Source organism: Paractinoplanes tereljensis, assembly GCF_016862435.1.
In the GTDB taxonomy this organism is placed as follows: domain Bacteria; phylum Actinomycetota; class Actinomycetes; order Mycobacteriales; family Micromonosporaceae; genus Actinoplanes; species Actinoplanes tereljensis.
In genome coordinates this window covers 1-14180 of sequence record NZ_BOMY01000046.1, presented here as the reverse complement: position 1 = coordinate 14180, position 14180 = coordinate 1, and the positions used below count along the sequence as shown (strand labels likewise).

At 70.1% G+C, this 14180-nt stretch carries 11 protein-coding genes and 1 pseudogene; 9 read left to right on the top strand and 3 right to left on the bottom strand.

Going from position 1 to position 14180, the window contains the following annotated elements; translation table 11 throughout:
* Positions 1–9 precede the first annotated feature (9 nt).
* Positions 10–1647 carry a phospho-sugar mutase gene (locus tag Ate02nite_RS35615; protein WP_203812303.1) on the top strand — a complete coding sequence of 546 codons (1638 nt, stop codon included), beginning with the start codon at positions 10–12 and terminating at the stop codon, positions 1645–1647.
* On the opposite strand, the gene Ate02nite_RS35610 is transcribed toward Ate02nite_RS35615, so the two are convergent.
* Entirely contained in the window at positions 1644–2327 is a 684-nt protein-coding gene (locus Ate02nite_RS35610) for a GOLPH3/VPS74 family protein (protein WP_203812302.1), read from the bottom strand. The genes Ate02nite_RS35615 and Ate02nite_RS35610 overlap by 4 nt on opposite strands.
* 78 nt (positions 2328–2405) lie before the next feature.
* On the bottom strand, positions 2406–3395 hold the full coding sequence (gene galE / locus Ate02nite_RS35605; RefSeq protein WP_203812301.1) for a UDP-glucose 4-epimerase GalE: 990 nt from the start codon (positions 3393–3395) through the stop codon (positions 2406–2408).
* Positions 3396–3563: 168 nt separating this feature from the next.
* Here galE and Ate02nite_RS35600 point away from each other — a divergent pair, with 168 nt between their 5' ends.
* Genes Ate02nite_RS35600 through Ate02nite_RS35590 form a run of 3 tightly spaced genes read left to right on the top strand, consistent with a single transcriptional unit; the run spans position 3564 to position 8027 of the window.
* Positions 3564–6416, top strand: a complete 2853-nt coding sequence (locus Ate02nite_RS35600) for a bifunctional glycosyltransferase/CDP-glycerol:glycerophosphate glycerophosphotransferase (protein WP_203812300.1) — start codon at positions 3564–3566, stop codon at positions 6414–6416.
* Positions 6409–7536, top strand: coding sequence for a glycosyltransferase (locus tag Ate02nite_RS35595; RefSeq protein ID WP_203812299.1), 1128 nt, complete (start codon positions 6409–6411; stop codon positions 7534–7536). The genes Ate02nite_RS35600 and Ate02nite_RS35595 overlap by 8 nt, the downstream gene beginning before the upstream one ends.
* 2 nt (positions 7537–7538) lie before the next feature.
* Positions 7539–8027, top strand: a complete 489-nt coding sequence (locus Ate02nite_RS35590; protein ID WP_203812298.1) for an NUDIX hydrolase — start codon at positions 7539–7541, stop codon at positions 8025–8027.
* On the opposite strand, the gene upp is transcribed toward Ate02nite_RS35590, so the two are convergent.
* Positions 8024–8656 (bottom strand): uracil phosphoribosyltransferase, encoded by a 633-nt coding sequence (gene upp, locus Ate02nite_RS35585; protein ID WP_203812297.1) that lies wholly within the window; start codon positions 8654–8656, stop codon positions 8024–8026. The genes Ate02nite_RS35590 and upp overlap by 4 nt on opposite strands.
* A gap of 60 nt (positions 8657–8716) precedes the next feature.
* On the opposite strand from upp, the gene deoC reads away from it, so the two are divergent.
* The 5 genes and pseudogenes from deoC to Ate02nite_RS35560 all read left to right on the top strand — a co-directional run.
* On the top strand, positions 8717–9637 hold the full coding sequence (gene deoC / locus Ate02nite_RS35580; RefSeq protein ID WP_203812296.1) for a deoxyribose-phosphate aldolase: 921 nt from the start codon (positions 8717–8719) through the stop codon (positions 9635–9637).
* 5 nt (positions 9638–9642) lie between these two features.
* A complete protein-coding gene (locus Ate02nite_RS35575; RefSeq protein ID WP_203812295.1) occupies positions 9643–11061 on the top strand; it encodes an aldehyde dehydrogenase family protein in 1419 nt (472 codons plus the stop codon).
* On the top strand, positions 11054–11872 hold the full coding sequence (locus Ate02nite_RS35570) for an aldehyde dehydrogenase family protein (protein WP_203812294.1): 819 nt from the start codon (positions 11054–11056) through the stop codon (positions 11870–11872). The genes Ate02nite_RS35575 and Ate02nite_RS35570 overlap by 8 nt, the downstream gene beginning before the upstream one ends.
* 35 nt (positions 11873–11907) lie before the next feature.
* Positions 11908–12816, top strand: a complete 909-nt coding sequence (locus Ate02nite_RS35565; protein ID WP_438871291.1) for a SatS C-terminal domain-containing protein — start codon at positions 11908–11910, stop codon at positions 12814–12816.
* A gap of 38 nt (positions 12817–12854) precedes the next feature.
* Positions 12855–14180, top strand: a pseudogene (locus tag Ate02nite_RS35560) (transposase); the annotation flags it as partial.

Here is a 14180-nt window from a genome sequence, read left to right as displayed (position 1 = left end):
CAACACCTGATGGCGCTCAATCTCCTCGCGGCCGCGGAAACGTGGCTCGCCGACGATCCTGACCCTGCCAGCCGCGACGAGTTGCGCGCCCTGATCGACGGGTTGCCCGGCACCGAGGCCGAGTTGCGGGACCGCTTTGCCGGCCCGCTGACCTTCGGCACGGCCGGGCTGCGCGGGCGGCTGCGGGCCGGGCCGAACGGGATGAACCTCGCGGTGGTCACCCGGGCCGCCGCCGGGCTGGTCGCCTGGCTGGCCGAGCAGGGCGGCACCGGGCCGCTGGTGATCGGGTACGACGCGCGGTACGGCTCCCGCGCGTTCGCCGAGCGCACCGCCCAGATTGCCACCGGCGCCGGCCGGGAGGCGCTGCTGATGCCGACCACGCTGCCCACGCCGGTGCTCGCCTACGCGGTGCGGGCGCTGGACGCGGTGGCCGGGGTTATGGTCACGGCCAGCCACAACCCGCCGCAGGACAACGGCTACAAGGTTTATCTCGGGCGCGAGCTGGGCGGGCCGGCCGGGGACGGCGCGCAGATCGTGCCGCCGGCCGACGCCGGCATCGAGGCGGCCATCCGGGCCGTCGGCCCGATCGCGGAGGTCAGGCTGGGTGCTCCGGGAACGCTCCTGGACGACAAGATCATTGCGGGGTACGTGTCGAGTGCGGCGGCCGTGCTTTCCGACGGCGGGCCACGCGACCTGGCCATCGCGTACACCCCGCTGCACGGGGTCGGTGGCGAGACCCTGCTGGCGACGTTCGCGGCGGCCGGGTTCCCGCCGCCGGCCGCCGTGACGAATCAGTTCACCCCGGATCCCGACTTTCCCACCGTGTCCTTCCCCAACCCGGAGGAACCGGGTGCGATGGACAACCTGCTCGCGCTGGCCGTCGCGCACCACGCCGACCTGGCGATCGCCAACGACCCGGACGCGGACCGGTGCGCGGTGGCCATCCCCTCGGCCGGCGGGTGGCGGCCGCTGCGCGGCGACGAGCTGGGCGTGCTGCTCGCCGACCACCTGATCCGGCGGGGCGTGCCCGGGACGTACGCGACCACGATCGTCTCGTCGCAGCTGCTCGGGCGGCTCTGCATGGCCCGCGGCGTGCCCTACGCCGAGACCCTGACCGGCTTCAAGTGGATCGTCCGGGCCGACGAGGACCTGGCCTTCGGCTACGAGGAGGCGCTCGGCTACTGCGTTGCCCCGGCGCTGGTGCGGGACAAGGACGGGATCACCGCGGCGCTGACCGTGGCCGAGTTGGCCGCTGGTCTTCTCGCGGAGAACCGGACTCTCGCCGACCGGTTGGACGAACTGGCCGCCGAGTTCGGGGTGCACGCCACCGACCAGCTGTCGGTGCGGGTCGACGACCTGGCCGAGATCGGCGTGGCGATGGGCCGGGCCCGGTCGAACCCGCCGGTCACCCTGCTGGGTGCGCCGCTGACCGGGGTGAACGACCTGCTGCCGGACAACGACGTGCTGACCTTCCGGACCGCCGCGGTCCGTGTGGTGATCCGGCCGTCCGGCACCGAGCCGAAGCTCAAGGCGTACCTCGAGGTGGTCGAGCCGGTGACCGACGGCGACGTGCCGGCCGCTCGGGCCCGGGCGGCCGCCGCCCTGCGCACCCTGCGCGACGAGACGGCGGCGGCACTGGGCGTCTAGGCGGGCTTGGGAGCGCCCAGGGAGACCGAGATGGCCTTGCCGAGGGTGGCGACCACCAGGGCCACCGCCGGGCGGACGATCGAGTCCTCCAGGTTGGCCGAGCCGGAGAAGCCGGCGCCCGCCGCGATCTGCTCGAGGCGGGCGTGGGCCCGCTCCACCTCCTCGGGCGGAAGCCGCAGCGCCGGCTCCATCCGGGTGACGCTGAGCAGGGTGGCGAGCGCGGCCGTGCGCTCGTCACAGATGCTCTCGGTGATCAGCGCCTGGGCGAGCCGGCCCCGGATCTCGGCCTCGAAGGCGTGATCGGTGGTCGGGTAGCGGTGCACGTGGATGACGCCCATCTGGGTCTCGTCCACGTCCTGGATCACGCCGCGGGACACCAGGTCCTCGAGGACGCGGGTGCGCAGGCGGTGGCGAAGCCGCTGCAGCCACTGAGCTGGCGTGTGCGGCTCGTCCTCGGCGACCTTGGCCAGCACCGCGTCGGCGATGGGGTCACCGATCGGGGTCGGGTCAACCGCCTTCAGGAAGCCGTCGACGTAGGCAACCCGCCCCACCAGGGCCAGATCGACCAGCACAGCCGCAGCCATGCCGAGGTCGAGCCCGATGCGGGAACCGGTCGCCTTGCCGGTCCGGTCGTCGTAGGCGAGGAGGAGGAGTTCCTCGGCCAGCGGAATGGAGGTCATGTGACGCAACGATAGTGGCCCGAGTCACGCACCACGATCGCCAGGTCGGGTCGAAAGACCATCCGCTCGTTTTCTCAGTTACCCGAGGATCTTGTCGCGCTGGCTGAACCAGGTGAGCGTGTCCCGGATGCCCTCGACCACGGTGTGCTCGGCCCGCCAGTCCAGCAGGTCGGCCGCGCGGGTGCTGCGGGTGTAGGCGCCGGCCTGGTCACCGGGACGGCGCGGGGCCTCGGCCACGGCCACCGGCTCGTCGACGACCTCGTTGAACGCGTCGACGAACTCCCGGACCGTGGTGCCGGTGCCGGTGCCCAGGTTGATCACGCTGTAGTTGCTCTCGGCGAACAGGCTGTCGAAGACCTCGAGGGCTCGCAGGTGCGCGCCGGCCAGGTCCCAGACGTGCACATAGTCCCGAATGCCGGAACCATCCCGTGTCGGGTAGTCGACTCCGGTGATGTTGAAGGGGACACCCTCGCGGTGCGCCTCGATCAGCTTGCCGAGCGCGTGGCTGGGCGCCGGGACCTGCAGGCCGGTCCGCATCTTCGGGTCGGACCCGATCGGGTTGAAGTAACGCAGCGAGAGCACCCGCAGCGGGGTGGCCGCGGTGACGTCGGTGAGCATCTGCTCGACGACGAGCTTGGTCCGGGCGTACGGGCTTTGGGCCGCGAGGGCCGAGCTCTCGTCGACACTGAACTCGTCGTTCGGCTCGTAGATCGAGGCCGAAGAGCTGAACACGAGCCGGGTGACACCCTTGGCGATCAGGTGGTCGACCAGCTCGAGGGTCTTCGCCACGTTTTCGCGGTAGTAATGGATCGGGTGGGCCACCGAATCGGGCACCACGATCAGCGCCGCGCAGTGCACGACCGACTCGATGTCCGGGTGCTCGTCGAAGATCCGGTCGAGGATGGCCGGGTCGGCGATGTCACCCTCGTAGAACGGACGACCCTCGCAGAACTCCCGGCGCCCGGTGACCAGATTGTCGAGGATTACCGGCTGGTGTCCGGCATCGATCAGGCACGACGCGACCGTGCTCCCGATGAATCCCGCACCGCCGGCGATGAGCACCTTCACGAAATGTCCCTTTCGATCGATCCCGGTTCGCAGACGAGGTTAGCGGACGTGACGGAGCCCGCCCTCGGCCAGACGGGCGACCGCTACCGCACACAGGTAATTTTTAAGGACACACAGCTTTAACCTATGATGCTGCCGCCGCGGCCCTCTCCGAAAGGACACGTCTCCGTGACCTCGTCCCACCCCCGGCCAGACGTCACGGTTGTGGTCATCGTCTACAACGACGCAGCGCGGATCGAGACCGCGGTGCAGTCGGTGCTCGATCAATCGCTGCGCAGCCGCGAGGTCATCGTCGTCGACGACCACAGCACCGACGACACCCCGCGGGTCATGGAGCGCCTCGCCGCACAGCACCCGGACGACGTCAAGTTCATCCGGTTGCCGGCCAACTCGGGGCACTGCGGCGCACCGCGCAACGCCGGCGTCGCACAGGCCCGCGGCCGCTACATCATGTTCCTGGACAGCGACGACACCCTCGACCGGCACGCCTGCCGCAATCTGGTGTCGATGGCCGAGGAATCCGACGCCGACATGGTCATCGGCCGCTGCGTGCGGATCGACGTGGCCACCGGCAAGGAAACCTCCTGGATGCCGTGGCTGGTCAAGGACAAGGTCGTCTACGAATCGCTGCGCGACGAGCCCGAGCTGCTCTACGACGTGCTCTCCACCAACAAGCTCTACCGGCACGACTTCCTCAAGCGGGAGAACCTGGTCTTCCTGGAGGACCGCTACTACGAGGACAACGTCTTCTCGGCGCACGCCTACCTGACCGCCAAGAAGATCGCGATCATCCCGCAGCGGGTCTACAACTGGATGGTCGAGCGGGGCGCGGCCACGCTCTCGATCACCAACCGGGCCCGGGACGTCCGCAACCTCACCGACCGGATCGCGGTCACCCAGAAGATCGATGCCCTGATCGCCCGCTACGGCACCCCCGAGCTGCGGCTGCAGAAGGACATCCGGTTCATCGAGAACGACCTGCGCACCCACCTGACCGGCTTCGCCGAGCTGCCCGAGGCCACCCAGCAGCAGATGCTCGACATCGCCCGGCCGTACGTCAACGGCATCGGCCCGGAGGCGTTCAAGCAGGCGAAACCGCTGCCCGCGATCGCCGCGTACATGGTCCGGGAGGGTGACGCCGAGGGCGTCGCCACCGCCCACGACTACCTGACCGGCAAGGAGAACCGCGGCCGCCTGACCACCACCCTGGTGGTGCGCGACGGCCGGATCTTCTGGTGCGACCGGCACCTCGACGACCCGCTCGGCCGCGAGGTGCTCGACGTCACCGAGCTCGGCTTCCAGGACCTCCCGCTGTCGAAGCTCAACCTCGGCAGCACCCTCACCGCGGTACGCCGGGACGGTGGCGCGGTCACCCTGAGCGGGGTCGTCACCGACCCGCTCGGCCGGCTGCAGAAACCGAAGGCCTCCCTGGTCACCTGGGCCCGGGGCAACCGCCGGCGGCAGTTCACCGTGAAGGCCGCGATCGAGCCGGCCGGCACGACCCTGACCTGGACCGCGACCGTCACGCCGGCCCAGGCGCCGCGGCCGATCGGCTTCGTCGACCCGATCTACTCGTTCGTGCTGCGGGTCAAGGCGGCCGGCGAGACCGTGGATGTCAACCTGTTCGCCGCCCCGGAGCTGATCGACGAGCTGAGCCTGCCGGTCAAGCCGGTGCTGTCCCGGCTGGTCGCCGACCGGCTGGAGGCCTACCGCACCGACAAGGGCAACATCGCGCTGCGGCTGGCCGCCGAGGGCAAGGGTGCCAAGGCCGGCGGCGACGCCATCAGCAAGCTGCGGTCGCAGCCGCTCGGCGCCCGGCTCTGGGGCAAGGCCGGCACCGTGCGCCGCGACCTGCGGGAGCGGCTGGACAAGCGGAACACCAAGCTGGCCTGGTACGACAACGTCTTCTCGCGGATGCCGATCAGCCGGAAGACGGTCGTCTTCGAGAGCCACATGGGCAAGCAGTACTCGGACAGCCCGCGGGCCATCTACGAGGAGCTCAAGCGCTCCGGGGCGCCGTTCCGGGCGGTCTGGGCATACGCGGGCGAGCACCCCAACGGCTTCCCGCCCGACGTCAAGCTGGTCCGCCGCCAGTCGTACGCGTACCTGCGCGAGCTCGGCCGGGCCCGGTACTGGGTGGACAATCAGGGCTTCCCGCACGACCTGCGCAAGCGGGCCGGCACCACCTACATCCAGACCTGGCACGGCTCGGCGTTCAAGCGGATGGGCTTCGACGAGGCGCAGATCAAGGCGCAGACGTCCGGTCAGCAGGACAAGCTGCAGAGCGCGATCGACCGGTTCGACGTCTTCCTGGCCCGCACCGAGCACGACGCCCGCACCCTCACCAAGGGCATGCGGGTGCACGCCGAGCTGATGCGGGTGGGCTATCCGCGCAACGACGTGCTGATCCGGCAGGACAACCCGGACGAGGTCGCCGCCCTGCGCAAGCAGCTCAAGCTGACCGACGACCGCAAGGTCCTGCTGTACGCGCCGACCTTCCGGCCCGACCAGATCAAGACCGGCCTGGAGCTGCCGTTCGACCTGGACGAGTTCGTCGAGCGGTTCGGCGACAAGTACGTGCTGCTGGTCCGCCCGCACTACCTGGTCTCGTTCGCGCTGCCGCCGGCCTACGCCCACTCGGTGCGCAACGTGGCCAACGTGCACGACGTGACCCCGCTCATGCAGATCGCCGACGCCGTGATCACCGACTACTCGTCGCTGATGTTCGACTACGCCCTGCTGGACCGGCCGCTGATCTTCCACGTGCCGGACTACGACGACTACGTCGGCAGCAGCCGGGGGTCCTACTTCGACCTGGCCGAGGTCGCGCCCGGCCCGCTGACCCGCACCGGCGACGAGCTGTTCGCCGCGCTCACCGACCTGGACGCGCTGAAGGAGCGGTACGCCGAACGTCACCGCGCCTTCGTGGCCCGGTTCGGCGAGTACGACAACGGCAACGCCGCCAAGGCCGTGGTCGACCGCTTCTTCACCTCGGGAACCCAGGGAGCACGCCGTGGCTGAGCCCCGGGACATCTTCATCGTCACCAACGCCGTCGACGAGCTCGGCGGGCTCCAGCAGTGGGCGCATGACGTGTCCGGGCTGTTCTCCGCACGGGGCCACCGGGTGCGGCTGATCGGGGTGGAACCGGCGTCGGTCCCGCGTGATTACGGCTCTGACAAGCCGTACGAAATCGTCACCCTGCATGACCACCACCTGCCGCGGCTGAAGAAGGGTCTGTCCCGGCCGCTGCGCCGGCGCAGCCGGGCGCGGCAGCAGGCCGAGGGCGCGCGCCGGCTGACCGAGATGTTCCGCCAGGCGCAGCCGGGCGGCGTGGTGATCGCCGCCCAGGTCTGGGCGGGCGAGTGGGTGGCCAAGGCCGACACCACCGGGCTGATCACCATCGGCATGTCGCACGAGTCGTTCGAGGCCAGCAAGAACAGCAGCCGCTACAACCGGGCCCGGATCTACTACGAGGACCTGGACATCCACCTGGCCCTCACCGACGCCGACGCGGATTCCTGGGCGCGAGCCGGGATGACGAACGTCGGCGCCATGCCCAACCCGCTGATGACCACGCCGGCGACGCTGCCCACGCTGGACGAGAAGACCGTCGTCACGCTGCGCCGGCTCTCCCACGACAAGGGCATCGACATGCTCCTGGAGGCGTGGGCGCTGGTCGGTCCGCACTACCCGGACTGGCGGCTGAAGGTCTTCGGGTCCGGCCCGGACGAGGAAGCGCTGCGCCGGCAGGCCGGCGAGCTGGGCCTGGACGACACCCAGATCTTCCAGGGTCAGACCGAGAACATCGATGCCGCGCTGAGCGCGGCATCGATCTACGCACTTCCGTCGCGCGAGGAGGGTTTCCCGATCGCGGTGATGGAGGCGATGGCGTACGGCCTGCCCACGGTGGCCTTCGACTGCGCGCCGGGCATCCGCGAGCTGATCCACGACGAGGTCAGCGGCGGTCTGGTGGTGACGCCCGGCAACGTTCCCGGCATGGCGGCCGCCCTGGAAAGACTGATCAAAGACAAAGATCTGCGCGTACGCCTGGGCGAGGCCGGCCAGCAGTCGGTCAAGAAGTTCTCCCCGGACAGCATCGTCGATCGCTGGGAAGCCCTCTTCGCCCTGCTGGCGCGCTGACGGTGCAGGCCACCCTCGCCACCCTCGGGTACGTCTTCTCCGCCGATCAGAAGGACATCCTGATGATCCGGCGGGACGCCCGGCCGGACGACATCCACTTCGGCTACTACAACGGGCTCGGCGGCAAGGTCGAGCCCGGCGAGGACGTGGCCACCTGCATGCGCCGGGAGATCCGCGAGGAGGCCGGCCTGGAATGTTCGGCGCTCGATTTCGCCGGCACGATCTCCTGGCCGGGCTTCGGCAAGGACGGCGGGAACTGGTTCGGCTTCCTGTTCCGGATCGCCGCTTTTTCCGGCACCCCGCTGACCTCGAACGACGAGGGCAGCCTGCACTGGATGCCGATCGCCGACGTGCTGGCCGGAAACATCCCGATGTGGGAGTCCGACCGGCACTTCCTGCCGCTGGTCTTCGCCGACTCCCCCGCTGTCTTCCACGGGGTCATGCCGTTCGCCAACGGCAAGGCACTCAGCTGGTCGTATACGACCCTCTAGAAGCGCCGCATCCCGCCGAACTGGCGGTCGCCGGCGTCGCCGAGGCCCGGGACGATGTAGGCCTTGTCATTCAGGCCCTGGTCGATCGAGGCGGTGACCAGGCGCAGCGGCAGGCCGCTGTTGGCCAGGCGCTCGATGCCCTCGGGGGCGGCCAGCACGCAGCAGATGATCACGTCGGTACAGCCGCGGTCGACGAGCAGCTTGCAGCAGTGCAGCAGCGAGCCGCCGGTGGCCAGCATCGGGTCGAGCACCAGCACCGGCTGCCCGGACAGGTCGCCGGGCAGCGATTCCATGTACGCCCGGGGCTCGAACGTCTTCTCGTCGCGGGCCAGGCCGACGAAGCCCATCGACGACTCGGGCAGCAGCGCGAGCGCGGAGTCGGCCATGCCGAGGCCGGCCCGCAGCACCGGGACGATCAGCGGCGGGTTGGCCAGCCGAGTGCCCTCGGTCGGCGCGACCGGGGTGTTGATCGGGTACTGCTCGACGGCGAAGGAACGGGCCGCTTCGTAGACCACCATGGTCGTGAGCTCGTGCAGCGAGGCACGGAAGACGCCGGAGTCGGTTTCCGCGTTACGCATGGCGGTGAGCCGGGTCTGGGCCAGCGGGTGATCTACAACGAGTACGTCCACGGCGATCAACCTACCGGTCCATCAAGATCAACTGTTAATCAGCCGCGTAGAATCCCTTTCATGACTGCGACAGTGATGTCGGACCTGCGCTCCCTCCTGCACGGATTGCCCGGGGTCGACAAGGTGGGGGTCGAGGCCAGGGCGGCCGCGCTGGCCACCCGATCGGTGAAGACGACCGCCAAGGCCCAGGCGATCGACCTGGCGATCCGGATGGTCGACCTCACCACGCTCGAGGGTGCCGACACGCCCGGCAAGGTCCGCGCGCTCTCGGCCAAGGCCCTGCGCCCCGACCCGGCCGACCCGACCTGCCCACCGGTCGCCGCGATCTGCGTCTACCCGGCCATGGTTCCGGTGGCGTTCGAGGTGTTGAAGGGCTCCGGCGTGCACCTGGCCAGCGTCGCCACCGCCTTCCCGTCCGGGCAGGCACCGCTGGACGTGAAGCTCGCCGACACCCGCGACGCGGTGGCCGGCGGCGCCGACGAGATCGACATGGTGATCAGCCGGGGCGCGTTCCTGGCCGGCGACTACACCAAGGTCTTCGACGAGATCGTCGCGGTCAAGGAGGCGTGCGGCTCGGCCCACCTCAAGGTCATCCTGGAGACCGGCGAGCTCGGCACGTACGACAACGTCCGGCGCGCGTCCTGGCTGGCGATGCTGGCCGGGGCCGACTTCATCAAGACCTCCACCGGCAAGGTTCCGGTGGCCGCCACCCTCCCGGTCACGCTGGTCATGCTGGAGGCGGTGCGCGACTTCCGGGCCCGCGCCGGCCGGCAGATCGGGGTCAAGCCGGCCGGCGGCATCCGCACCACCAAGGACGCGATGAAATACCTGGTGCTGATCAACGAGACGGTCGGCGACGACTGGCTGAGCCCCGACTGGTTCCGGTTCGGCGCCTCGTCGCTGCTCAACGACCTGCTCATGCAGCGCACCAAGCTCACCACCGGCCACTACGCCGGCCCCGACTACTTCACGCTGGACTGATCAATTTGTTCGAATACGCCCCAGCACCCGAGTCGCGGTCGGTCGTCCAGATCGCGCCCTCCTACGGCCTGTTCATCGACGGTTTGTTTGAAGAGGCCAAGTCCACCTTCAAGACGGTCAACCCGGCCGACGAGGAGGTGCTCGCCGAGGTCGCCCTGGCCGGCCCGGAAGACGTCGACCGCGCGGTGGCCGCCGCGCGCCGCGCCTTCGAGACGTGGTCCGCCCTGCCCGGTTCCGAGCGGGCCAAATACCTGTTCCGGATCGCCCGGATCATCCAGGAGCGCTCCCGCGAGCTGGCCGTCCTCGAGTCGCTCGACAACGGCAAGCCGATCAAGGAGTCGCGCGACGTCGACCTGCCGCTGGTCGCCGCGCATTTCTTCTACTACGCGGGCTGGGCCGACAAGCTGGCGTACGCCGGCTTCGGCTCCGACCCCAAGCCACTCGGCGTGGCCGGCCAGGTCATCCCGTGGAACTTCCCGCTGCTCATGCTGGCCTGGAAGATCGCCCCGGCGCTGGCCGCGGGCAACACGGTGGTGCTGAAGCCGGCCGAGACCACCCCACTCTCGGCGCTGTTCTTCGCCGACGTCTGCCGCCAGGCCGGGCTGCCGCCGGGCGTGGTCAACATCGTGACCGGCGCCGGCGACACCGGCCGCTACCTGGTCGAGCACCCCGACGTCGACAAGGTCGCCTTCACCGGCTCGACCGAGGTGGGCCGGCAGATCGCCCGGTCGGTGGCCGGCACCGGCAAACGCCTGACCCTGGAGCTGGGCGGCAAGGCCGCCAACATCGTCTTCGACGACGCGCCTATCGACCAGGCGGTCGAGGGCATCGTCAACGGCATCTTCTTCAACCAGGGTCACGTGTGCTGCGCCGGATCGCGCCTGCTGGTGCAGGAGTCGATCGCCGAGGAGCTGCTCGACTCGCTCAAGCGGCGGATGGCCACGCTGCGGGTCGGCGACCCGCTCGACAAGAACACCGACGTCGGCGCGATCAACTCGGCCGCCCAGTTGGCGAGAATTACTGAATTGTCGGAAATTGGTAGTTCAGAAGGCGCGGAACGCTGGTCGCCGGAGTGTTCGCTGCCCGACCGCGGCTTCTGGTTCGCCCCGACGATCTTCACCGGCGTGACCCAGGCGCATCGCATCGCCCGCGAGGAGATCTTCGGTCCGGTCCTGTCGGTGCTGACCTTCCGGACCCCCGACGAGGCGATCGAAAAGGCCAACAACACGCCGTACGGCCTGTCCGCCGGCATCTGGTCGGAGAAAGGCTCCCGGATCCTGGCCGTGGCCGACAAGCTGCGGGCCGGCGTGGTCTGGGCCAACACGTTCAACAAGTTCGACCCGACGTCGCCGTTCGGCGGCTACAAGGAGTCCGGTTACGGTCGCGAAGGCGGCCGGCACGGCCTGGAGGCGTACCTTGCCTAAGTCTTCCGCGCCTCGCCTGTCGGTGCGCAAAACCTTCAAGCTGTACATCGGCGGGGCTTTCCCGCGCAGCGAGTCAGGACGGACCTATCTCGTGGACGGCGACAACGTGGCCCTCGCCTCCCGCAAGGACGCGCGGGACGCGGTCGTCGCGGCCCGCAAGGCCCAGCCGAAGTGGGCCGGCGCCACCGCCTACAACCGCGGCCAGGTCGTCTACCGGATCGCCGAGATGGTCGAGTCCCGCCGGGCCGAGTTCAAGGCGCTCGGCACCGCCGGCGACGAGGTGAACGCCGCGGTGGACCGCCTGGTTTGGTACGCGGGCTGGTCCGACAAGATCGCCCAGGTCGCCGGCAACGCCAACCCGGTGGCCGGGCCGTTCTTCAACCTGTCGTCGCCCGAGCCCACCGGAGTGGTCGGTGTGATCGCGCCGCCCACCCTGCTCGGCCTGGTGAGCGTCGTCGCTCCGGCCGTCGTCACCGGCAACACCGTGGTCGTCGTCACCGGCGGCCCGCAGGTGGCGGTCACCCTGGCCGAGGTGCTGGCCACCTCCGACGTGCCCGGCGGCGTGGTCAACATCCTGACCGGACACGCCGCCGAGATCGCGCCCTGGCTCGCCTCGCACGACGACGTAAACGGACTCGACCTCACCGGTGTCGACGACCCCACTCTCGCCGTTGAACTGGAGCAGGCCGCCGCCGGCACGCTCAAGCGGGTCCGGCGGGCCGGCCGCACCGACTTCACCAACGACCCTGGTCTGGCCCCGATGACCGCCTTCCTGGAGACCAAGACGGTCTGGCACCCGAAGGGTTTCTAAGGGCGGTCTGCTATCCCTCAGGCTCGCCCATTAGGGTGTGTCGGCAGAATCACCGTCCAACCGTCCGAATCATCCCGGAGGTCACCGTGGCCAGCCAGTCCGACGAGTCCGAGACGTCCGCAGTGGGCCTCTCCGGGCAGGACCTGTGGGACGAGGTCCGGATCGAGCCGGTGGAGATCGCGCTGCCCGGCGGCGTCGGCCTCACCCTCCGGGCCTTCCGGAAATCCTCCGAGTTGACCCCCACCGAGATGGATGTCGAGGAGGAGGACCCGTTCGACGCCCGCGAGCGCCGAGCGGCCGAGGATGACGAGGAAGAAGTCATCGTCGACGAGGAGTTCCAGGCGCTGCTCGCCGAGGGCGAGGTCGACCAGGCCGTGGACGAGGACGCCAAGGCGGCGGCCGACGAGCCCGACCCAGAAGATTTTGAGGACGAGAAGGAGGAGGACGCGGCCGCCGACGAGGACGTGCCGATGTTCCTCAGCCACAAGGGCCGGCTCCTCGCGTTCAAGACCCCCGAGTCGCTGGTCTCCTTCATTCGTTCGGGTGCTCCGCACGACCTCGCACAGCTCGACAGCTGGGCCACCCTGGCCGAGCAGGTACAGTCGACCGACATCGACCCGCAGGCGGACGACCGCTACGAGCTTGACCTCGTGGTGGAAAACCTGCGCGGCGGGCACGACAGCTGGGACCTTCCGCTGCTCATCACGGCCGGCGAGGTGGCCCGCGACCTGGGTTATGCGCTGCGGCTCAAGCCGGTCATCCTCGCCCTGTCGCCCGGCTCGCCGCTGGATGACCTCGACGAGTCCCTCCGGTCGACGGAAAACGGTGGCATGAGCGGGTTCTTCGGTCGCCGCCGGTTGAAGAAAATCGGGGCACAACAGGCAAGTCTCGGATGGCGCTCGGTAATCGGCAAGATCTCTGCCGCTGTGGACTGGCGCGACTGACCCCTAAACAGGGACCATCAGTGCTTGGCCAAAATGCAATGGGACTTGTTCGCGGCGGCCCCGTGACTCAAGGTAGGTCGCGAACAAGTCTCACCGGGGAGGAGGACGTCGCTGTGGCGCTCGTGCGCGTGTACTGCGGTCTCGCGTCGGCTGATGAAACGGTGCGCTCGGCCTCGGCTGCGCAGCTGACCATCGCCGTGGTGGACGACGCAGGTCGGTTGCTCGGGATTCACGTGATCAGCGACGATCCGGACGGCTACGCCGATCTGGGCATGCTGCTCGTGGAACGAACGAGTGGATTCACCGACGCCGCGGTCGCTGCCGACAGCGATGACCACCTGGTGACGTCGCTGCTCATCGCCGCCGGCCGTCCGCTGGTCGTGACCGACGACGACACCACCGACGACTTCGCCGAGCGTTTCGCCGACGACGACTCCGTCGAGGAGATGCAGGCCCCGCCGGCCGCCCGCCGGGCCGTCGGCCTCGCCCGGGCACTGCAGGCCGGCGCCATCGCCGCGGTCACCCAGCCCGCCCCGCGCGAGCTGGTCAGCTACAAGCCGGTCCTGGCCGCCCACGTGGCCCTGCTCGGCGGCCGGGCCGCCACCGCCGTGGCGCTGCGTGAGGTTCTCCGCGAGCTCTACCCCGCCGCCCTCCGGGCCTACCCCGACCCGTCCCACCCGCTGGCCCTCGCCGTGCTCGACGCACTGCCCGAGCCGGGCCGGCTCACCGGCCAGGGCGACTCCGAGCGGGTGGCCGAGCAGGTCGCCGCCGAGCTGATCCGGGCCGGGGTCGGCACCGACGACGAGATCATCGCGGCGGTCACCGCGCTGCACGTGGCGATCAGCGAGTCGCCGCGCCGCGGTGGGGTCAACAAGTCGCTCGCGCCCGCCGCCGCCGAGACGGTCCGCAAGGCCATCGCCGCGGTCCACGCCTGCGACTCCGCCTGCTCCTCGCTCATCGGCACCATCGCCGCCCGCAGCAGCACCGCCGCCGGCACCACCCGCCGCCGCGCCGAGGCCCCGCTGCAGGCAGTCCCAGACTCCCGCACCAACCGGCGCAACCGCCGGGAGCCCACCGGCACCGGCAACGGCCCGGTCATCCCGCACCCGATGAACGCCCCGCCGGTCGCGCCCGACCCGGTGGCGCCGCCGCCGCTGGCGCCGCGCCCGGTCACCCCGCCGCCGGCCGCACCGGCCGCCGCGGCCGCGTTCCCCAATCGCGCTCCGGTCCCGGGCAACCGCCCGGTCTCGGTGCCGCCGCCTCCGCCCGGCATGACGCCGATCACCCCGGGTTCGCGCCCGGTGCCCGGCTCACGCAACCCGATCGCGCCCACCTCGGTGCCGTCGGCCCCGGCCGCGTCGTTC